The sequence below is a fragment of the Pseudomonas sp. AN-1 genome (assembly GCF_034057115.1).
Taxonomy (GTDB): Bacteria; Pseudomonadota; Gammaproteobacteria; order Pseudomonadales; family Pseudomonadaceae; genus Geopseudomonas.
In genome coordinates this window covers 269,492-290,287 of the sequence record NZ_CP139195.1, presented here as the reverse complement: position 1 = coordinate 290,287, position 20,796 = coordinate 269,492, and the positions used below count along the sequence as shown (strand labels likewise).

General features: G+C 58.5%; 16 protein-coding genes and 3 pseudogenes. 6 read left to right on the top strand and 13 right to left on the bottom strand.

Going from position 1 to position 20,796, the window contains the following annotated elements; all coding sequences use genetic code 11:
• Positions 1 to 3: 3 nt before the first annotated feature.
• From SK095_RS01325 to SK095_RS01315, 3 genes are all read left to right on the top strand, one after another.
• A complete protein-coding gene (locus SK095_RS01325) occupies positions 4 to 594 on the top strand; it encodes a DUF6088 family protein (RefSeq protein ID WP_201487461.1) in 591 nt (196 codons plus the stop codon).
• 63 nt (positions 595 to 657) lie between these two features.
• On the top strand, positions 658 to 876 hold the full coding sequence (locus SK095_RS01320; protein WP_201487460.1) for a BPSL0761 family protein: 219 nt from the start codon (positions 658 to 660) through the stop codon (positions 874 to 876).
• Positions 877 to 934: 58 nt separating this feature from the next.
• Positions 935 to 1,788, top strand: a protein-coding gene (locus SK095_RS01315; RefSeq protein ID WP_320547620.1) for an IS5 family transposase whose coding sequence is annotated in 2 segments (ribosomal slippage) — positions 935 to 1,277 and positions 1,277 to 1,788 — 855 coding nt in all. Because the reading frame shifts where the segments join, the coding sequence is not laid out codon by codon here.
• 154 nt (positions 1,789 to 1,942) lie between these two features.
• On the opposite strand, the gene greB (SK095_RS01310) is transcribed toward SK095_RS01315, so the two are convergent.
• The 4 genes from greB (SK095_RS01310) to gmtY are packed head-to-tail and all read right to left on the bottom strand — an operon-like array spanning position 1,943 to position 7,098.
• Positions 1,943 to 2,428 (bottom strand): transcription elongation factor GreB, encoded by a 486-nt coding sequence (gene greB / locus SK095_RS01310; RefSeq protein WP_201487614.1) that lies wholly within the window; start codon positions 2,426 to 2,428, stop codon positions 1,943 to 1,945.
• 7 nt (positions 2,429 to 2,435) lie between these two features.
• Positions 2,436 to 3,038 (bottom strand): gamma-mobile-trio protein GmtX, encoded by a 603-nt coding sequence (gene gmtX / locus SK095_RS01305; protein WP_201487613.1) that lies wholly within the window; start codon positions 3,036 to 3,038, stop codon positions 2,436 to 2,438.
• A gap of 8 nt (positions 3,039 to 3,046) precedes the next feature.
• Complete coding sequence (locus SK095_RS01300; RefSeq protein WP_320547619.1) at positions 3,047 to 5,785, bottom strand: VPA1269 family protein; 2,739 nt, start codon at positions 5,783 to 5,785, stop codon at positions 3,047 to 3,049.
• A complete protein-coding gene (gmtY, locus tag SK095_RS01295; protein WP_320547618.1) occupies positions 5,782 to 7,098 on the bottom strand; it encodes a gamma-mobile-trio recombinase GmtY in 1,317 nt (438 codons plus the stop codon). The genes SK095_RS01300 and gmtY overlap by 4 nt, the downstream gene beginning before the upstream one ends.
• 356 nt (positions 7,099 to 7,454) lie before the next feature.
• Between gmtY and SK095_RS01290 the strand changes: the two are divergent.
• Positions 7,455 to 8,306 (top strand): annotated as a pseudogene (locus SK095_RS01290) (IS5 family transposase).
• A gap of 155 nt (positions 8,307 to 8,461) precedes the next feature.
• Here SK095_RS01290 and SK095_RS01285 read toward each other — a convergent pair.
• From SK095_RS01285 to SK095_RS01275, 3 genes and pseudogenes are all read right to left on the bottom strand, one after another.
• The gene (locus SK095_RS01285) at positions 8,462 to 9,322 is read right to left on the bottom strand and encodes a hypothetical protein (protein WP_320547617.1); all 861 of its coding nucleotides are present in this window, start codon (positions 9,320 to 9,322) and stop codon (positions 8,462 to 8,464) included.
• Positions 9,322 to 10,905 carry an AAA family ATPase gene (locus tag SK095_RS01280; RefSeq protein WP_236574807.1) on the bottom strand — a complete coding sequence of 528 codons (1,584 nt, stop codon included), beginning with the start codon at positions 10,903 to 10,905 and terminating at the stop codon, positions 9,322 to 9,324. The genes SK095_RS01285 and SK095_RS01280 overlap by 1 nt, the downstream gene beginning before the upstream one ends.
• 252 nt (positions 10,906 to 11,157) lie before the next feature.
• Positions 11,158 to 12,009 (bottom strand): annotated as a pseudogene (locus SK095_RS01275) (IS5 family transposase).
• Positions 12,010 to 12,860: 851 nt separating this feature from the next.
• Between SK095_RS01275 and greB (SK095_RS01270) the strand changes: the two are divergent.
• Positions 12,861 to 13,190 (top strand): annotated as a pseudogene (gene greB / locus SK095_RS01270) (transcription elongation factor GreB); the annotation flags it as partial.
• Between the two features lie 3 nt (positions 13,191 to 13,193).
• Here the strand turns inward: greB (SK095_RS01270) and SK095_RS01265 are convergent.
• Positions 13,194 to 13,646 (bottom strand): DoxX family protein, encoded by a 453-nt coding sequence (locus SK095_RS01265; RefSeq protein WP_320547616.1) that lies wholly within the window; start codon positions 13,644 to 13,646, stop codon positions 13,194 to 13,196.
• 101 nt (positions 13,647 to 13,747) lie between these two features.
• The gene (locus tag SK095_RS01260; protein WP_320548856.1) at positions 13,748 to 15,127 is read right to left on the bottom strand and encodes a transglycosylase SLT domain-containing protein; all 1,380 of its coding nucleotides are present in this window, start codon (positions 15,125 to 15,127) and stop codon (positions 13,748 to 13,750) included.
• Positions 15,128 to 15,226: 99 nt separating this feature from the next.
• Between SK095_RS01260 and SK095_RS01255 the strand changes: the two genes are divergently transcribed.
• Positions 15,227 to 16,030, top strand: a complete 804-nt coding sequence (locus tag SK095_RS01255; RefSeq protein WP_201487071.1) for a TatD family hydrolase — start codon at positions 15,227 to 15,229, stop codon at positions 16,028 to 16,030.
• Between the two features lie 9 nt (positions 16,031 to 16,039).
• Here SK095_RS01255 and SK095_RS01250 read toward each other — a convergent pair whose 3' ends face one another.
• Genes SK095_RS01250 through SK095_RS01235 form a run of 4 tightly spaced genes read right to left on the bottom strand, consistent with a single transcriptional unit; the run spans position 16,040 to position 20,788 of the window.
• Entirely contained in the window at positions 16,040 to 16,801 is a 762-nt protein-coding gene (locus SK095_RS01250) for a CHAD domain-containing protein (RefSeq protein WP_320547615.1), read from the bottom strand.
• Entirely contained in the window at positions 16,798 to 18,894 is a 2,097-nt protein-coding gene (locus SK095_RS01245) for a DUF3488 and DUF4129 domain-containing transglutaminase family protein (protein ID WP_136490372.1), read from the bottom strand. Before SK095_RS01245 ends, SK095_RS01250 begins: the two co-directional genes overlap by 4 nt.
• Positions 18,891 to 19,871 (bottom strand): DUF58 domain-containing protein, encoded by a 981-nt coding sequence (locus SK095_RS01240; RefSeq protein WP_136490371.1) that lies wholly within the window; start codon positions 19,869 to 19,871, stop codon positions 18,891 to 18,893. Before SK095_RS01240 ends, SK095_RS01245 begins: the two co-directional genes overlap by 4 nt.
• Complete coding sequence (locus SK095_RS01235) at positions 19,871 to 20,788, bottom strand: AAA family ATPase (protein ID WP_136490370.1); 918 nt, start codon at positions 20,786 to 20,788, stop codon at positions 19,871 to 19,873. The genes SK095_RS01240 and SK095_RS01235 overlap by 1 nt, the downstream gene beginning before the upstream one ends.
• Positions 20,789 to 20,796 lie beyond the last annotated feature (8 nt).

Genomic DNA, 20,796 nt, shown 5'->3' with positions numbered 1-20,796 from the left:
ACCATGTCCATAGCCTCCACCCTCTGGAAACAGGTGAAATACCTGCCCAAGGGGCGACCGTTCAGCTCTCGCCGCTTTGCAGGGCTGGGGTCACGCTCTGCTGTCGGCAAGGCGATAGCCCGGCTGGTGAGCGCTGGCGAGCTGGAGCGGATCACTCGCGGGATCTACATGCGGCCAAAGATCAGTCCGTATGTCGGCAATGTCCGTCCCAGTGCCTTGGCCGTGATCCGGGTCATCGCCAAGCAGAATCACGAAACGATCCAGGTGCATGGTGCCGAGGCTGCAAGGGCACTGCATCTGAGCACCCAGATGCAAACACAGCCGGTGCTGTATACGAGCGGCTCCAGTCGAGAGATTCGAATCGGTGCCCTGACGATACGGCTCCAGCATGTTCCCCCAGAAAAGTTGCAGCATGCCGGAACCAAGGTGGGACTGGCCCTGGTAGCGCTCTTCTACCTGGGCAGGAAAGGCGCGAATCCGGCTTCAGTGGCGAAGATCAAGAGCCAGCTGACGCCGGCCGAACTCAAGCAGTTGGCAGCCTGCAAAATGCCTGCCTGGATGAGCAAGGCCCTGGCTGGCCCTCCGCCGGCCTGACGCCATGCACCAATGGCCAGGCAGAGCAATTTAGCTAGATGAGATAGGTGCAAGGAGAATGGAATGACGATGCCGAGTGAGCGCACCCGCGCAATCATTCAAACCCGAGAGTTTCTGGTCGACTTGTCCCGTGACAAGACGCTGCCTGAGGCCGTGCGAACGGAAGCGCGTCGCCTGTTGCGTCATTACCCGAGCGCCGATGAGGTGTTGCTGGCCGGGAAGGTGGAGGAACAGCGCGAAGATGGCCTGCCGTGGGCTTTCCTGAGTTCCAGGATCGACTAGGTTCTGTACGAAAAGTCTGAACGGGTAGAATCGGCGCCATGACAGGCTGGAGGCCCGCATGGCAAAGCGTTACGAACTCCCGGATGCGGCTTGGGAGCTGATCGCTGATTTGGTTTCCCCCGAACAGAAGATGGGGCGACCTCGCAGTGATGACCGACTGATGCTCAACGGCATTTTCTGGATCCTGTGCTCAGGTGCCGCCTGGCGCGACCTGCCAGAGCGGTTCGGCCCATGGTCGACGGTGTATCAGCGCTTTCGTGACTGGCGGGATGACGGCACGTTCGACCAGGTACTTGAGCGCCTGCACATTCGCCTGAATCAGGAAGGGCTGATCGATCTGGATACCTGGATGATTGATTCCACAGCGGTGCGAGCAACCCGAGCCTCTTCTGGCGCCGGGAAAAAGGGGGGCCAGAAGAACCGGTAGACCATGCGTTGGGGCGTAGCCGAGGCGGCCTGACCACCAAGATCCACATGGTCTGCGATGCCAACGGCGTGCCTCTGCGCTTTTTGCTGTCGCCGGGCCAGGCCAGCGACATCTCGAATGCCCAGGCACTCCTGGATCAGGTTCGCATCCCTGGCAAGCCAGGCCGGCCTCGCAAGCGCTGCCGCTGGTTGCTGGCAGACAAGGGCTACGATGCCGAGCACTTGCGCCAGTACTGCGACCGTTACCGGATGCAGCCTGTGATTCCGCTGCGAACCATGAAACGCAAGCCCAAGCCCGGCCTGCCAAGGCTGTTCGACCGCCCCAAATACCGGCAGCGCAACATCATCGAGCGGATGTTCGGCTGGTTGAAGGAGAGCCGCAGGATCGGCACTCGCTACGACAAGCTGGCAAGAAGTTTTGCTGCAATGGTCACCCTGGCTTGCACGCTGCGGTGCCTACGGCAGTACTTTTCGTACAGAACCTAGCCCTGTATCTCCGACACGGGAGGCAGGTGGGAAGCTGGATCGCAGCTCAGCATGCTGGTGCTGCGTTCCAGTGGGGCTGAAAAAGATCACACCCCCAACGGTAATTTCGAGCAAAATCTCTCAACACGACACCAGAAAAGCCAATCGTTAAACACTATTTTTCGAGACGCCCCTCATAGGTGATCGAGTCAACCTCCCAGCATTTTGTTGCATCTGGAGTTATTACAAAAACCTCGTCACCCACACTCTTCCCAATACATGCCCTAGCGACTGGAGAGTTTATCGATATATAGTTCTTTTTCCCATATATCTCATCAACCCCTACAATCCTGAACGAAAGAGACTCTCCCTCCTCCCCAACCAAGGTAACCCAAGCCCCAAAGAAGACCTTTCCCTCCTGTGTCTCACTATACTCAACAACTCGCAGGTCAGAAATCCTTCCCCTTAAATACCTAACCCTTCTATCAATTTCCCTAAGCCGCTTTTTATTATACTGATAGTCAGCATTTTCAGACCGATCCCCCAAGCTTGCTGCCCACTGAACTAGTCTCGTTACAGCAGGCCGTTCCTCACGCCACAAAAAATCAAGCTCACTTTTGAGCTCTTCATAACCTTCAGGAGTAATCAGGTTCGCACTCATAAAAACCCTACATGTACTTTAAAGCCTTTTTAACAGCATCAACGGTAGCTGCCTTAAGAACCACGGAGCCTGACGAATCGACAATCTCACCAAACTCCGAAACAGCAAACCGCCACTTATCCAGAAACTCATCCGAGACGATATATTCAAGAGCCCGCCTCTCGAGACTACTAAGCGCCCCTCCATCGCCCTTATCACTTTGATAGTCCAAAATCTCAATACGAGTCCCTGGCGGAACAAATTCCTTAATCTTCTTATTTGCCGCAGCCAGTTGCGACGCCTGAATGCGCGCAAGCAGTTTATGCTTTGGATTTTGAATTTCCTCAATCCAATCATCCTCAGACTTATCTTTAGAGCGCGGACTCTTAGCGGCATTACGCTCCTCAAAAGAACTGATCAGCGCACGATACTTCTCTCCAGTAGCATTACGAAGGCTTTGAGCCTTGGGAACCCCCCTTTTGTAACCAAGGCGAGCAATAGTAGCAACCGAGAACTCATTCAAACCACGCCGCTCTTGCTCGACACAAATCTGATATATTGCATCAAGCGTTTGGCATGTCTTCTGTGAAGAAGAATCTTTGAGTTTTTCTAGCAACTCTTCTGGACTCATACCCACCCCTAAACCAAAGCCGGAACAGAACTCTTGGTTATAAGCTCAATCTCAGATCGCTCGATTCGCTCCGTCCCAACAAGATCAGAAAGCTTTATACCTCCATTAACAAGACTATCTACCCTCTCCCATGATTTCAACCTGGCCTTGAACAGGGCTACAAGCTGATTGCCTATCTTAAGCTGATCTTCTTTTGAAAGCATAAACAAACTTGGGGCAAGTTCGTTTAGGCATGCCATCCTATCAAGGAGTTGTGACCGCGGTATAATCGCTCGAGAGGCATTACAGCTCTCATAAATCACGGCATTCTCACAAATTTCTTGAAGCTGCTGGAAATACGATACATCCTCAATTTCAACCTGCAACTCGGAGTCTGACATCTTAATCAATGAAATCCCGGAATCATCACAGTTATCATGGCCATTTACGACAGACTGAGATAGCTGAACAAGCCTATATGACGACTGGAGGTCACACAGGAGCATATCCATTTTCTTTGCAGCACTTTCATACTCCGAGTCCAACTTCCTGATCTTGAACTCAAGGGATTTTCGCGTGCCAGAATCAAAAGCTTCCCCTTTCAAATCAGCAATATATTCAAGCCGATCAAGCTCATCGAGCGAAGCAGAAAGCGCAGCAACTTTATTTTGAAGGTCACGACAAACCTCAGACTGCTCATTTGCCTCCAGCAGAATTTCATTGGTGATTGAGAGCAATCCCCCCATAAAAACCGGGCCAGTTATGAAGTGCCTACACCTCAAGCAGTTCTGAAATCCCAGATAACCACAAGGTGTCGCCCCATGAACTTTAGTAGCCCCAATCTCTTCACCTCCATCATCACAGCGAGTAGCCGCATACGGGCAAATCCCATAATCCCTAAAAATATAATTCCCTGCAGGAATCTCATTATTCAACGACTGAAGAAGATCCTGATTATTACCGACCAACTGATTTTTAACCGACTCAATTTTATTCTGCTCAATAAGAGACTGAGTCGCCTCAGCTTGCGATTTCAACGCTTTCTTCTCTCCCTCTTCGAGTCTCTGCCGAATATCTCTATGAGACACCTTGCAATAATATATCGACATAACAATCGAAGAGTGCCCCACCAATTTCATCACAATCTCAACCGGCATCCCCATCTCCATCACATAAGCCGTGATCAGGCTTACGCGCATAGAGTGCGGAGTGTATTTTGACTTGTAGTTCGACAGCCGATACGGGCTGCCATTCAAACTGGCAAGATTCAAGCTTGATGGCTGCACATGATAAAGCGCTGCAGCCAGGCGCATAGTTAGTGCCGAACCCGGGTTCTTCGGCTCGACATCACCAAACGCACGAAACAAAAAGCAATTAACACCTTTAGCCTTCAACTGCAGCTCATTCAAATTTGTTCGCACACAGCAAGACCAAGGAGTAGCTGCGGAAATTGGATTATACTTCTGCTGCCACTTCCTTAACCGAACCAACCAGCAAGCAAGATCCTCAGGTATCCATGGAATAGAATAAGAACCACCGCTATTACTAGTTTTATTTGTTGTGACGTGCATTCCAAGATTTCCATCCGGAAATCTTTTCACAAATGACTGAGATTTTGTCGTCCCTGCCAACGCCCCCTCATTCCTCAACCAAACGATATTCCCATTGGAGTCCAGATCTGCGATCTCCTTATCCCCCTCGCCAGAATCATTATATGCAATCTGGCGCCCCCTCAATGGAACTTTGGTCAGCGCATACGTGTGAATCCAGTCAATTGGAGACCAAATTTGATACTCATCCCCCTGCTGACGAACCACACAGTCAGGGTCAGAAAAATCAATATCCGCACTAGACACACTAATCCAGTCGGCATCAAATTTCTGCAGATGCTGCAAATCACGGAAGCTCTTTGCACCGCTAGGAACAATCCACTCCTGAACCCTTCTAACAAAATAATACTGAAGACAAGGTTTAGTGGTTTCACTCCTAACAGGATTAGTCACACTCCTATCACTTGAAAGGAGGAGAAATGGATTTCTGGCATCCAGCACCCTTACCACTTCACCGGTTTCTTCATCCTCATCTGTCAGATCGGTCTCTATGACATAGTTGAGGAACTCATTTACAGCAATCACCACATTTCTTCTAGAATTATCCGTCGGAAGCTTATTCAACTCCTCCTTAAACGGCTTTATGTTAACTCGCTCCTTCGTCAAAAACTCTTGAGGAGAACGACTGAAATCATACTTTTCTATATACATCCTCACAAACCTGCAGAGGCTTGATTCTTTAGAACCACCTCCCAGCGCCTGCCGCATAAACTCCTTGATTTTCTCACCCCAAATCAAGTATGGAGCAGAAATGTAACCTGGCTTAAAAGGCTTTTCTTTACCAAGAAAATCAAACCAACTCTCCCATTCCCCAGCATACGCTTCCTCAGGATTCGCCGGATAACCCGGATCCTTCAACTGTTTGATATAGGCAGTATACTCACGCTTAGAGCCTATCCCCTTCGATCTAACCTCCTTTTTCAGCAAACCGTAAGGCTTTATTGCTGGAATATCAAAAAGATCATTGTAACTAACCCACTCCCTTCTAAAAACCCTTTCTGGATTCGCAACCAAACCTGGTATATCTTTATATCTTGCCTTGTATTCGGTTGTATTTTTTATTCCATTCTCAATACATTTCTTCTTTAGCTCAGAAAGACTTCTAACCCGGGGAAAATCAATATCACACTCACGACCTCCGCCATTATTGCTAGTCAATTCCCACGCTTCCTCATTTCATTTCTCACATCATCACTTGTCGGATTAATATAAACCAAGCACGAGTTCGGGCTTTTATGATGCATTGCCTTCTGAAGATCAACTTGAGTTAAGCCAGAGCTTCGCGCTCTATAGCCATACGCATGGCGATGACCATGCTCTGTAGTACCCAATTCCTTCTTGCACTCTAAACCGATTCGCCGCACAGCCCGCTCGTGCTTGCTTTGAAAATTTTTTAACGTCTCCGGCTCCCCATCATCCTTCGTGAAGGCAAATGGATGAAAAACCTTGGGCTCCGCACGCTGATACTTCAGATACTTTACCCAAACATCCAGAAAATCTTTCGCCTTATGCGTGGGACTAAAAATAACTTCAAAATAGCCATCCTTGCTAGTCAATAGAGGATTTTTCCACCCTGAATATAAGCGCTCAGTCAACCGATAGGAGTTCCTAGGTTTATAGATCGTTTCACTCAAAAGATATTCCGCCCTATTTTTATACCTAGGATCAGGAGACCTTCCAGATTTCGGATGGTAAACTCTAACCAAAGCTTCTCCCTTGTGAACAGGATGAATCGTTATATCCGAAACAAATATATGAAAAACCTCACACTTACGAAGCCCACCATAATTCATCAACATTGTTATTGCCTGAGACCTGTAATCAGGAACTCCATCAACAACAAAACCATCACGAATGAGATCTTCTATTTTTCCTTCAGGAAAGCGCTCTGCTTTTTCATTGCTAACAACAGGAGGCTGCGGCATGTAAATCAATCTTTTCAGGGAGGCCTCTTTTTTAGCCTCGCTGGGCGAAGATAGATGATTCAAGAATACATTTGAATTCTTTTTATAGTAGGCACACCAATTAAGACGCTCCTCCCAGCTTGTTGCCCTCCTAAAGGGATTTATTCTTTTATCATCATAACCATCTTGCTCGGCAAGAAAATCAGTATAGTTAGTAATGTGAAAAAGAATCACATTGGCATCAGCCGAATTTCGCCCCCTCCAAAAAAGCCCCAAAGGGTCATTACTCGTCTCATAATCGATTGTCCCAACCTCCAACGCTCGCGTGAAGCTCTTTAATAGCTCCACTGTTTTCCTGAAGCCCGTGGCAGCCTCTATATAATCGATTAAAAGCCTCAACGAAAAAACAGATTTCTCCCTCCAGGACTCGCTCTTTTCCGAGTACCATGCCAAATAGCGCACATGGGAAATCAGAATCCCACTACGCGTATATATCGCAGGCAATTGATACTTGTTACCACTGGACACATCCCTGTAAACGACCTGGAGTTTTAGCGAGCTATTCATAGGAGGTGACATTTAGTATGGGGTCATAATAATACACCAAGACTTGGCCTGCGGCCTCAATAATTCACATTAAATTCTTGAGACCTCATCAGGAGGTTCGCATGGCAACAGGTCTGATGGCTCAGCCAGCACAACGCCGCGAACTCGAGCCGAGTTCAACGGGCCGCAAGAGTCGACGCGCGCCCGTGCCGTCCGCTAGAACTTGACCAGACCGTGCCAAGTGATGCTCGCGATTGACAGCAGCAGACAAACCTATGGGCCTGCCAACCTGGATAGTGCTAAGTTATCGGAGATCTAGGTTCTGTACGAAAAGTCTGAACGGGTAGAATTGGCGCCATGACAGGCTGGAGGCCCGCATGGCAAAGCGCTACGAACTCCCAGACGCCGCGGGAGTTGATCGCCGATCTGGTTTCCCCCGAACAGAAGATGGGGCGACCTCGCAGTGATGACCGACTGATGCTCAACGGAACCCTCTGGATCCTGTGCTCAGGTGCCGCCTGGCGCGACCTGCCAGAGCGGTTCGGCCCATGGTCGACGGTGTATCAGCGCTTTCGTGACTGGCGGGATGACGGCACGTTCGACCAGGTACTTGAGCGCCTGCACATTCGCCTGAATCAGGAAGGGCTGATCGATCTGGATACCTGGATGATTGACTCCACAGCGGTGCGAGCAACCCGAGCCTCTTCTGGCGCCGGGAAAAAGGGGGACCAAAAGAGCCGGTAGACCATGCGCTGGGGCGCAGCAGAGGTGGCCTGACCACCAAGATCCATATGGTTTGCGATGCCAACGGCGTGCCTCTGCGCTTTTTGCTGTCACCGGGCCAGGCCAGCGACATCTCGAATGCTCAGGCACTCCTGGATCAGGTTCGCATCCCTGGCAAGCCAGGCCGACCTCGCAAGCGCTGCCGCTGGTTGCTGGCAGACAAGGGCTACGATGCAGAGCACTTGCGCCAGTACTGCGACCGCTACCGGATGCAGCCTGTGATTCCGCTGCGAACCATGAAACGCAAGCCCAAGCCAGGCCTACCAAGGCTGTTCGACCGCCCGAAATACCGGCAGCGCAACATCATCGAGCGGATGTTCGGCTGGCTGAAGGAGAGCCGCAGGATTGGCACTCGCTACGACAAGCTGGCAAGAAGTTTTGCCGCTATGGTCACGCTGGCCTGCACGCTGCGGTGCCTACGGCAGTACTTTTCGTACAGAACCTAGTCGCTCGACCGGGGGGCGCGCTCCCTGGTCGAGTCATCGCTTTTTGCTCTTGTCGAGGAGGCAATAATTCGACAATTTACATACATTAGATAATGTCTGCTTCGGTGTGCCCTCAATAGCTTTTTCTATTGGCTGAAAGTGGTATGATTTTAATGTCACATGAACCCGCCAGCGCAATACCAGTCGCTTGCCGAAAGCGCTTGGAACATGGCTGTTTGCCAAGAGTTTCTATGCTGGCTAGCATGGGATTGAGCTTCTATCGTCAAGTGTGATTTTATTCCATCTGCCCCCAGTAATTCCCGGTAACAGAGTAGCGATTCTCTCAGGCAAGCCAGATTATTGCTAGCCTCTATCGAATATCGCGAAGCCAGCTTGAAGTCGTTAAAGTGCGAGTGAGCGCGTGCTTTCGATATGTGATCCCAACTCTCAGGGGGGCTAGCAAAAAAACGAACGGTGGCAGGGGTCGTGTGTATGACTTCTGCATACAGCCATTGAGTATTAATGAATTCATCTTGATCAAAGTAGGGGTGCAGGCTTTGTTCTTCTGCTAAAATTGCAGTTATTGTGCCTTTCCCTGTGTTGCAATCCTTGCAGGATGGTATCAGGTTTAATGGTAATATTGAAAATTGAGGGAATTTGGACTTTGGCAAATAATGATCTAGGGTGGAGGCATGTCCAAAGCCACAAAGCGGGCATCTCCCCAATGGAGCTTGAGATAACAAGGAGTCATAGATGATTCTTGCAGGCTTTGTTTTTCCCACCATGTGCGAACTGTAAATATCCTTGAGCTCGTTTTTTGTTACTGAGCATAAGGCGGTCTCATCGTTCCCGCAATTGTTGGGTGGGATCGTATAGAGCTGCTTGTTCTCTGCTCTTGTCTTGTAATCAAGTCCTGCGGCGACAATTTCATTTTTTGCCAAGTCGAGGCGATTGCGTACGCTTTCATCTGCAATGCTGGTTATGCATGTAAGATACACGTCCTGGATATTATAATTTGGTGCGGCTATGGCTCTCATTAATTGCTCCTTGATTGCGAGTCTCTACTCACAATCATTGAGCGCAGAATTGCTTTCCCTTCAAAGCCGAGTTGATGATGATATTCTTGCTCTATATCTTCATAGCTCCTGCCTTCGGCAACGGAGGTTGCAAGTAAGTTGTGGAATCCAGATTTGGAAACCTCTAGGCCAAATACTTCTCGAGTTAAAGTGCCAACATTTTCTGCAAAGGTTTCGCTTTCTGGTCTGTCGATGTTGGTGATAAGTCTTGTCCTTCTAATTATGGAGACGCAGTTTTTAGGTACTTCCTGCAGGACTACCGGAGAATGGGTGGCGATAATTGCCACGCCATTACGATTGGTCAACAAGTCAGATAGCGCCCGTGTGAATGCTGATAGTAATGGCGGGTGGAGGTGGCTTTCTGGTTCGTCAAGCAGGACTAAGGTTTTTTCTTCAATTGTTTCAACTAGTTTTGTAATGGTTAACAGAACAATGGCATGGCCTGAGCTCATTCGCTCAAAAAGGGAATTAGCTATGCCAAAAAAATTCTGCCTTCTATCGGATGAATCGTCAGCATAAAGATTGGTTAGTCGGCATAAATCCATCTCGGCAAAATTTAAGTCGGACTCCAGCTTATTAACGGCTCTTACCCATCTATCTCTCTTGGCTGTTAACGAAAAGCATATTTCTAGGCTGCTTGTGAAATCTCTGCATAGGTCACTTTTGTCCTTCACCAACCATAGGTCCTGTCCTTGCTGGTTGATGCGTTTCTTTAGTCCCACATAGTAGTAGCGTATTCCGGCATTGGCATTGCGTCGGTCATTGGGGGGAATAAAAGGATCAAAGGCACTAAAGGAGACCGAGACAACGCCAGCAAAGTAATTTTCGCCTAGCGCAGCGACTCGCCCCCATGGTGATGGAGTGGAAAAATATCCGGTTTCCTCCACGGTGCCCCGCCCAGGAACAAGAGCGTCAACCATATTATTCAGGAGGGTTGTTTTTCCAACACCATTGCGGCCGATCAATATGTGAATATTTGATGACGGCTTGGAGTTTGGTTCGACAGTGAATTCGACTTTTATCCCGGAATAACGCTCATTGGCAGCTTTTTCATAGAAAAAATCATAGCTTGTTAACGGTGCCTCATGATTCAGGATTCTTCTGAACTGATTTTCAATAGATGTGCGATGCACAGACCTTAGCAGGGAGGTATTGAAAGCGCGTTCGTTTTCGGCGAGCTGTAGGCGATTAGGGTCATATACGACGTCGCCGAGAGCTGACAGGATGTTGTCGGCTACTTCTTGAGGGAGGTCATCTATTATGTTTTGGTAGTAGTCTGCGTCTTGGCCGAGGGAATAAAAGTCGTCAGGCAACATGTCAAACTGCTGCGGGATTCTCTCTTCAGTCCACCCTTGGTTCTGGCCGACAAAGCCTATTTTAATGCTGCCCAGGGATTTCTCATTACCTTGCTCGTCAAAGAGGGTAATGCTAAATAATGTCTTGTGGCCGTAATCATCCCAGTTGTCTGGCTTTAGATAGCACGCATTGCGAGCCTGGCCTGGAAAATGGCTGCGCCATGCTAGCTTGTGGAATGTCAGTCTCATTGTGCTGGTCTCTCTTCGCTGTGAATCATCATTATGTATATTGTCATTTCGGAATTACATGTAATTGGATGACATGGGGGTGTGGTTGTCAGTTTTTTTCTAATAATCTTCTTCTGTTTTGTAACTCATTAATCAGCTTGGCGTCGATCCAGTAAGTACGAAAAAGGGAAGCGATAAATTCAAGATATGGCTGCAGTGCACATTACGGAGCAACGAGCACCGTGTCTACGGTTTGCCCTTGGTCGATTTCTGTTAGGTTCTGTACGAAAAGTACTGCCGTAGGCACCGCAGCGTGCAGGCCAGCGTGACCATAGCGGCAAAACTTCTTGCCAGCTTGTCGTAGCGAGTGCCAATCCTGCGGCTCTCCTTCAGCCAGCCGAACATCCGCTCGATGATGTTGCGCTGCCGGTATTTCGGGCGGTCGAACAGCCTTGGTAGGCCTGGCTTGGGCTTGCGTTTCATGGTTCGCAGCGGAATCACAGGCTGCATCCGGTAGCGGTCGCAGTACTGGCGCAAGTGCTCTGCATCGTAGCCCTTGTCTGCCAGCAACCAGCGGCAGCGCTTGCGAGGTCGGCCTGGCTTGCCAGGGATGCGAACCTGATCCAGGAGTGCCTGAGCATTCGAGATGTCGCTGGCCTGGCCCGGTGACAGCAAAAAGCGCAGAGGCACGCCGTTGGCATCGCAAACCATATGGATCTTGGTGGTCAGGCCACCTCTGCTGCGCCCCAGCGCATGGTCTACCGGCTCTTTTGGTCCCCCTTTTTCCCGGCGCCAGAAGAGGCTCGGGTTGCTCGCACCGCTGTGGAGTCAATCATCCAGGTATCCAGATCGATCAGCCCTTCCTGATTCAGGCGAATGTGCAGGCGCTCAAGTACCTGGTCGAACGTGCCGTCATCCCGCCAGTCACGAAAGCGCTGATACACCGTCGACCATGGGCCGAACCGCTCTGGCAGGTCGCGCCAGGCGGCACCTGAGCACAGGATCCAGAGGGTTCCGTTGAGCATCAGTCGGTCATCACTGCGAGGTCGCCCCATCTTCTGTTCGGGGGAAACCAGATCGGCGATCAACTCCCGCGGCGTCTGGGAGTTCGTAGCGCTTTGCCATGCGGGCCTCCAGCCTGTCATGGCGCCAATTCTACCCGTTCAGACTTTTCGTACAGAACCTAAGAAGCAATGGCAATAGAGCCCTTGCACCGCACTTTGCCTCATCTGAACGACTTACCGGAGCATATGCGTGCCCCATCCCCCATCTGAAACTCAGCACCTTGGCTTGCTGCTCAGTACGACATGGCATCATGTAGACTGCCCAGCAGTTAAGTGGGCGAAAGTTAAAATTTGAACCAGCTGAAATCGACACACCGATAGCAGTGAGTTCCGCTTGAAGCAGGAAATACCGCGCATGTCATAGGCGATCAATCGTGTCACCAAGTACACGCATGTCGCGTTCTTTGATGCTGCGACAAAACGGAACAGAGCGGCATTTCTCTATGAGGTGGTGACGGCATCCCCGCCGGTACACCACTCGCATACTCCTCACGTGCATCGGTGTTGGGTTCACATAGCAGACACGGTATCGAAGCGGCCTGACCAATCTTTTTAGTCGCACAGTTTTGAACGCGTCGACCAAGAGCACGTCATCGAACACGCTCACAAAGCCCTGTCACCCGTGGACCAACGGACAGGCCGAGCGCATGAAGAGAACCGTGAACGAGGCCACCATCAAATCGTTCCATTACCCGTGTTTTGATGCGCTGGAGACTCATGTGATGACCATTGTCACGACATGCAAACTTGCCAAGCAACTGAGGGCTCTACGGTAGCGTACCCCGCTCAAAACGATCAGGGATGCCCGGAATCGAGCACCGGACCGTTTCGAGCTTGGCCCGCACAACCGCTCCCCAGGGCTATACGCCTAGGGCCCCACAGAAAATAGTACATCTTCAGCAGGGGTTCTAATACACCTACGGCAAGAAGATGCTGCGCGAGATCGACAGCCGCGTGCGCTTCCTGCGCAAGCGCCTGGAGAACCTCAAGGTGGTCGACCAGCGTCCGGCCGACCCGGACAGGGTCTACTTCGGCGCCTGGGTGACTCTCGAGGACGAGGACGGCGAGACCGCACGCTACCGCATCGTCGGCCCCGACGAGCTCGACCTGCGGCAGAACCTGATCAGCATCGACTCGCCGCTGGCCCGCGCCCTGGTCGGCAAGGTCCTCGACGCCGAGGTGACGGTGCACACGCCGACCGGCGAGCGCACCTGGTACGTGGTGGAGATCGACTATCCCTGAGGCTCAGCGCCGACTGACGCAGCCGCGGCTCAGGCGCTCGTCCAGCGACAGCTTGCCGGCGCCATCGATCAGCAGCGCCACGCTGACGGCCAGCAGCGCCAGGGCGTATTCGTAGCCGTTGTTGGTGATGAAGAAGCCGTTGACCCAGTGCACGCTGAACATCGCCACCAGCGAGACCACCGCCAGCACCACAGCCGCCGGACGCACCAGCAGGCCGAGCAGCAGTGCCAGGCCGCCGAAGAACTCGCCGCTGCCGGCCAGCAGCGCCATCAGGTAACCGGGGGCCAGGCCGATCGACTCCATCCACTGGCCGACACCAGCCAGACCATGGCCGCCGAACCAGCCGAACAGCTTCTGCGCGCCGTGGGCCATGAAGGTCAGTCCGACCACCACGCGCAGCACGGTCAGACCATAGCCGCCGCGGGTGGACAGCAGGGAGGCACAGAAAGCATTCATGGACAGATCCTCATCAGATAGGTGATGAGGAGAATCTAGCCTAAAAATTCGAAGCGAAAGGCGCAAAAAACCCGGCAATAATATCCAAAATTCAGATGAATTCAGGGCTCCAGCCGATAACGCTCGCGGCTGTAGGCCAGGTGGTACTTGTTGACGCTGGCGACGTAGCTGACCACCCCCATGCCCAGACGCTCGGCGGCCACCCGCTCGACCTGGAAGAACCACTGGTTGGGATTGAGGCCGCGCCGCCGGGCCTCGGCGCGCAGGCTCTGCACCCGCTGCGGGCCGAGGTTGTAGGCGGCCAGGGTGAAGGCCAGGCGCTCGCGCTCGTTGAGCTGGGCGCCGGCGAAGTAGCGGCGGCGCAGCATCGCCAGATAGCGAGCGCCCGCCTGCACGTTGCCGTCGAGGCTGGCGATGTTGCCCACGCCGACGCTGCGCGCGGTGGCCGGGGTGATCTGCAGCAGGCCGCTGGCGCCACCGGCACCGCGCGCGCGCGGATTCAGGGTCGACTCCTTGTAGGCCAGCGCCGCCAGCAGCAGCCAGTCCAGCGACTGCGCCTGGGCATGGCGCATCAGGGTCGGGCGCACCCGCGCCAGGCGCTGGCGCTCGGTACGCCCGAGTGGCTGGTGCACCTTGTAGGAGCGCCGGTAGACGCGCTGGAAGGTCGCGTCCTGGTCGGCCGGCGCGCGGTAGTCGCGCAGGAAACGATCGACGCTGGCGCGCAGGTTGGGCGCCTGGCGATGCACGTACCAGCTCAGTTCGCCCCTGCCCAGCACCAGGTGGCGGTCGATGCGCAGCTTGGGCAGCACCTTGGCCCAGCGTTCGGCAATCGGCAGCTCCACCGCGGTCATCGGCAGGATGCCGGCGTGTACCATCTCCAGAACGTCTTCCACCGCCAGGGTGGGGTCCTGCCAGTCGGCGACGATCGGCGTCTTCAGCCCACCGTTGAGCTTCTGCAAGGCCTCGCGGATGGCGCTGCCGGCCGGCAGCGCCAGGCTGCGCCCGGCGAGCTGCTCGACCCGCTGGTAGCGGCGGTTGCCCTGGCGCGACACCACTACCAGCGCCACCTCGCGGCGGGTCGGCGCACTGGCGCGCACCGCCATGCCGGGGCGCGGCGCCAGCAGCTCGCCGGGCGCCACCAGGTCGCCCTCGCCGCGCAGCAACGCCGCCAGCAGTTGCTCCTTGGGCAGCGGGATCAGCTTCAGGCGCACCTCGCGCCCGTCGCGGGCTCCGCGGTTGAGGTACTGCTCGAAGGCGCGCAGGCGTCGGTACTCGACGCCGATCGGCTCGCCGCGCACCTCGCCGGAACTGTGCCGGCTCTGGTTGACCAGCACGCGCAGCTGCCCGCTGGCACGCACGGCCGCCAGGTCGCGGGCCGTCGCGCCCGCCTCCCAGCGCTCCGGCGGGCCGGCCAGACGTGCACTGGCGCCCGGTGGCCACAGCGCCAGCAGGATCATCAGCAGCGCCAGGCAGGCGGCCAGGCGGCTGCCGGCAACGTCTGTCTTGCGGTTAAATAGGCTGTTTTTCGTCAATCTCGAATTCCCTTCGGGGGCATTCGGCCAGGATACGGGGCCTGCACCATGCAACTGATCGACATCGGCGTCAATCTGACCCACGCCTCATTCGCCCGCGAGCGCGAGGCGTTCCTGCAGCGCGCGCAGGCTGCCGGGGTGTGCCAGATGGTGCTCACCGGGACCTCGCCGGAGGACAGCGAGGCCGCCCTGGCGCTGTGCCGCGAGTTCGACCCCGAGGGACGACGGCTGTTCTGCACCGCCGGTCTGCACCCGCACGAAGCCAGCCAGTGGAGCGCCGACAGCGCCCGCCGCCTGCGCGACCTGCTGGGCGAGGCGCCGGTGCGCGCGGTAGGGGAATGCGGGCTGGACTTCAACCGCGACTTCTCGCCGCGCCCTGCACAGGAGCGGGCGCTGGAGGAGCAGCTGGCGCTGGCCTGCGAGCTGGGCCGGCCGGTGTTCCTGCACGAGCGCGAGGCCAGCGAGCGCCTGCTGGCGATCCTGCGTCACTACCGCGACCGTCTGCCGGCGGCGGTGGTGCACTGCTTCACCGGCGAGAAACGCGCACTCTATGCCTATCTCGACCTCGACCTGCACATCGGCATCACCGGCTGGATCTGCGACGAGCGCCGCGGCACCCACCTGCACGAACTGGTGCGCGAGATCCCCTCCGACCGCCTGATGCTGGAGAGCGATGCCCCCTACCTGCTGCCGCGCACCCTGCGCCCGCGACCGAAGCACGGCCACAACGAGCCGGCGTTCCTGGTCGCGGTGCTCGAGGAAGTGGCCCGCCATCGCGGCGAGACGCCCGAGCAGCTGGCAGCACGCAGCACCGCCTGTGCACGTGCCTTCTTCGGCCTGCCGCAGCTCTGAGCGCCGGGCTCAGATGCCGCGTACCAGGCGCTGCTGCAACTGCAGCAGCGCCGCGTCGGACTCCACCTCGGCCGCTGCCAGCTCGCGCTGCCAATGGGCGAGGCAGGGCCGCAGATCCTCTTCCGCCTCGGCGCGCCGGCACCACTGCAGGCGGTCGTGCCAGTCGCCCAGCGCCGCCTGGGCAGCCTTGAGCGCATCGACCGGCACCGCCAGCTGCTGCGGCCAGGCCTCGGCGGCATAGCGCACGCGCTTGACCAGCAGGCGCAGGCGGTGACGGTCGTGGGCCGGATCGACCAGGGCGATCTGCAGACGCTGGCGCTGGCGCAGCAGGCGGCGGTGGACCTTCTTCTGCCCGCGCCTGAGCAGCCCTTCGCGGTCGGCCTCGCGCAGCAGCCCCGGCCACTGCCCGAGGGCATGCTGCAGATGGCTCAGCGCCGGTGCGGCGAGCAGGCGCGGATAGCCCCTGGCGAGCGCCCGGCGCCGGCGCTCGGCCGCCGCCACCTGGCCGGTCCGTTCCAGCTCGGCGGCCAGCACCTCCAGATCGCGCAGCGGGCTGCTGAGACGCCCGACCTCGGCGCTGACCGCCTCCAGGGTCTCGACGCCCGGCAGGCCACGCAGCGGGCGCAGCAGGCTGCGCAGCCGGCGCACGACGATCCGCAGGTCGTGCAGCGCCTCGCTGTCGGTACACGCCGCCAGCCGCGCCCCGGTAGCCACAAGCGCCACGTCGAGGGCTATGAAGCGCGCGATCAGCCGATTGACCTGGGCCGTCATGGACTTTCCTCCCGCAGCAATTGAGCGCTCTCAGATGGGCGAGCATAGCAGTTGTCCGGCGGCTGCCCGCCCGCGCCGTCCAGGGGGCGCAGCGGCGCATCCCGCCAGAGATGCGGCAGCCTGCGGCGCAGCCGGCGCAGGGCGCGACGCAGGGCCCCGGGGTCGGGGCTGGCGTCGGCATAGCGCTGCTGGGCGAAACGGCGGGCGAAGGCGTGGATTTCCTCGGCCTGGGCGGGCAGCGCCCGGGCGGCGCGCTCGGCGAAGGCCAGCGGCCCCTCCCCCGCCTGGCGACGCAGGCCGTGGCGCGCCAGCAGGCGCTCGAAGCGCTGATAGAGACGCAGCAGGGGATCGTGCTCGCGTTGCCACGGCTTGAGCAGCAACAACGCCAGGGCGCCCAGCAGCAGCGCCGCACTGGCGACCAGCAGCAGGCCCAGACGGCGGCCATCGACCTGGCCGAACCAGTCCCTGAGCAGCGCCAGCTGCGCCTCGCCCTGGTAACCGAGCACCTGGCGCTGCCAGGCGTAGTTGAGGCTGTCCCACGACAGGCGCAGGCTGTTGAGCCATTCGACGTGGCGGTAGCGCAGCGGCGACAGTGCCGTGCCGGCGCGGAAGGCATCCTCGGCCGGCAGCGCCTGCTCCAGGCCCTGCTCGATGCGCTCGGGCGCGACCTGGAAGGTGGGATCGACGCTCACCCAGCCGCGTCCGGGCAGCCAGTACTCGACCCAGGCGTGGGCGTCGAACTGGCGCACCATCACGTAGTTGCCGTCCGGGTTGTACTCGCCGCCCTGGTAGCCGGCCACTACCCGCGCCGGGACACCGGCGGCGCGCAGCACGAAGGTCATCGCCCCGGCGTAGTGGGCGCAGAAGCCGCGCCGGCTGTCGAACAGGAAGTGGTCCACCGTGTCGGCACCGGCCAGCGGCGGCTTGAGGGTGTAGAAGAAGCGTTCGCGGGCGAAGTGGGCCAGCAGCGCGTCTACCAGCGCCTGTGGCTGCGCATGTCGCTGGCGCAGCTGCGCCGCCCAGCGCCGCGCCCGCGGATTGCCGTCCTCCGGCAGCTGCAGGGCGACACCGAGGCGCGGGCTGGCCTGCGGCTCGCGCAGCGCCTGCGGCCAGGAGGTCACCCGGTACAGCAGGTTCTGCTCCACCGGGCGACGGCGCTGCAGGCGGAAGTCGCCCATCAGGCGGGTCTGCTCCAGCTCGGTGCGCGCGGTGTCGAGGGCGAACAGCCAGGGCTGGCCGCTCGCCTGCATGACGATGCTGTAGGACAGCGACGGTCCCTCGGCGCGCCAGGCCGGCTCGGCGCGCGGCGGCTCGGGCAGCTGCGACCAGCGCCGGCCGTCGAAGTGCTCGAAGGTCAGCGCGCGCCAGTACAGCTCGCTGCGCGGCGGCAGCGGGCCGTCGAAACTGGCGCGGAAGGCCAGCTCGGAGGACTGGCTGAGTTCGGCGATGTCGCCCGGCGTCATGCTCTCGGCCAGTCCGCGGCCGCCGCCCTCGCCCGCCATCGGCACCGACCACAGCGGCCCCAGACGCGGGAACAGCACGAACAGCACCAGCATCAGCGGCACCGCCTGCAGCAGCAGGCTGGCGGCCAGGCGCAGGGTCGGCCAGGGTTTCTCGCTCAGGCCGCTGTGCTGCAGGCCGATCAGCGCAGCCAGCAGCGCGATGACCGGCAGCAGGCTGTACAGCGCCGCCGGCAGGCTGTCGTCGAACAGGTAGCTGGTCAGCACCACGAAGAAGCCGAGGAACACCAGCACCAGGGCGTCGCGGCGGGTCTTCAGCTCCACCAGCTTGAGCAGGAAGGTGGACACCAGCAGCGCCACCCCGGCGTCCAGGCCGATCAGCGAACCGCGCGAGGCATACACGCCGACGGCCGCCGCCAGCAGCATGAAGCCCTTGGTCAGCGCACCCGGATAGGTGGTGCGCATGCGGAACACCTGGATGCGCCAGGTGGCGCACACCAGCCACAGGCCGGCGATCCACACCGGCAGGTGGCCCAGGTGCGGCAGGATCACCAGGGCCTGGGCCACCAGCAGCCAGAGCAGGCTGACGCGCGGAATCGCCGGGGAGGCCTTGCGGGCGCGCCACCAGCTCATGGCCGCGCCTCCCCCGGCCGTGCCGGCTGGCCGAACAGCGCCAGCTCGCGCAGGCACAGCTCGCGCTGCGCGGCGCCACTGGCCGGCGCCAGGCTCACCCCGGGCAGGCGCAGGCCGAAGGGCGCGTCATGGCGGGCCAGTTGCACCACCCAGTGGCAGAGCAGCGACAGGCGCGTCTCGCGGTCGCCGCCCAGGCTGTCGAAGTCCAGCCACAGGTCGTGGCCGTGCTGCTCGGCGAACTCCTTGACCAGCAGGCCCTGGCCGCGCGACCAGGCCTTCCAGTGCAGGCGCCGGCGCGAGTCGCCGCTCTGCCAGGGGCGCAGGCCCTCGAAGTCGTCGACACCGCTGCGCTGCGCCGTCGTGCCCGGCTCCTCGTCGTCCTCGCCGGCGCCACCGGCCGGCGGCAGTTCGCCGGGCAACGGACGCGGATAGACCAGCGCCGTCAGATCAAGGTCGACCCAGCTCCAGGCCACCAGCAAGCCGAGGGGAAAGCGGCTTTCCACCCGCAGGCGCGGCGCCCGCAGCCAGCCGCGGCGCTCGGCGAGCCGGAACAGCTCCAGTTCGACGCTGCCGTCGGGTTCGACGTCCACCTGCTGCAGGGGCGCGGGCGGCCAGCCGAGAGCGATGCCGCGGTGGGCGCGGCCGCTGCTCTGCAGGCGCAGGCGGAAACCGGCCTGCTCGCCGGCGAACACCGGCGGCGCCTCGCCGGCGCTCAGTTGCAGACCGGCGAGGTTGCGCCAGGTATGCAGGATGGTGACCAGCCCCACCGACAGCAGCAGGAAGGTCAGCCCGTAGGCCAGGCTGTTCTGGTAGTTGATCGCCGCCAGCAGCATCAGCAGCAGCGCCACGGCGAACACCAGGCCCTGGGTCGTGGGCAGGATGAAGATGCGCCGCTGATCCAGGCGCACCTCGCGGGCCGGCGGGATGCGCCGCTCCAGCCAGTGGTCGAGGCGCCGGGCGAACAGGCGGGCCGGCATCAGAGCGGCGTCACTTCACGCAGCAGCCACTGCACCAGGGCGCCGCCGCCATGCCCGGCCGGATCGGCGGCGTCGCGCAGGCGGTGGCCGGCCACCGCCGGCAGCACCGCCTGCACGTCCTCGGGGATCACGTAGTCGCGTCCGGCCAGCATGGCCCAGGCGCGCGCCGCGGCGAGCAGCGCCAGGCTGCCGCGCGGCGACAGGCCGAGGGCGAAGGCCGGCTGGCTGCGGGTCGCCTCGACCAGGCGCAGCACGTAGTCGATCACCGCCTCGCTGGCGTGGATGCCCGGCACCTCGGCCTGGATGCGCGCCAGCGCGGCGTGGTCGAGGACCGGCTCCAGCCGAGGCAGCAGGTCGCGGCGCGCCTCGCCCAGCAGCAGGGCCTTCTCGGCGGCGCGCGCCGGATAGCCGAGCGACACGCGCATCAGGAAGCGGTCGAGCTGCGATTCGGGCAGGGCGAAGGTGCCGCCCTGGCTCACCGGGTTCTGCGTGGCGATGACGAAGAACGGCTCGGGCAGCGGCCGGGTGGCGCCCTCGATGGTCACCTGGCGCTCCTCCATGGCCTCGAGCAGCGCGCTCTGGCTCTTCGGCGTGGCGCGGTTGATCTCGTCGGCCAGCACCAGCTCGGCGAAGATCGGTCCCGGATGGAAGGTGAACTGCCCGGTTTCGCGGTTGAACACCGAAGTGCCGAGGATGTCGCCGGGCAGCAGGTCGGAGGTGAACTGGATGCGCTGGTAACTGAGGCCCAGAACCCGGGCCAGCGCATGGCTCAGGGTGGTCTTGCCCATCCCCGGCAGGTCCTCCAGCAGCAGGTGGCCACGGGCCAGCAGACAGGCCAGAGCCAGGCGCACCTGCCGATCCTTGCCGAGCAGCACCTGATTGACCGCAGCCAGGCAGCTTTCCAGTTGGGTGCGCATGCGCGTTC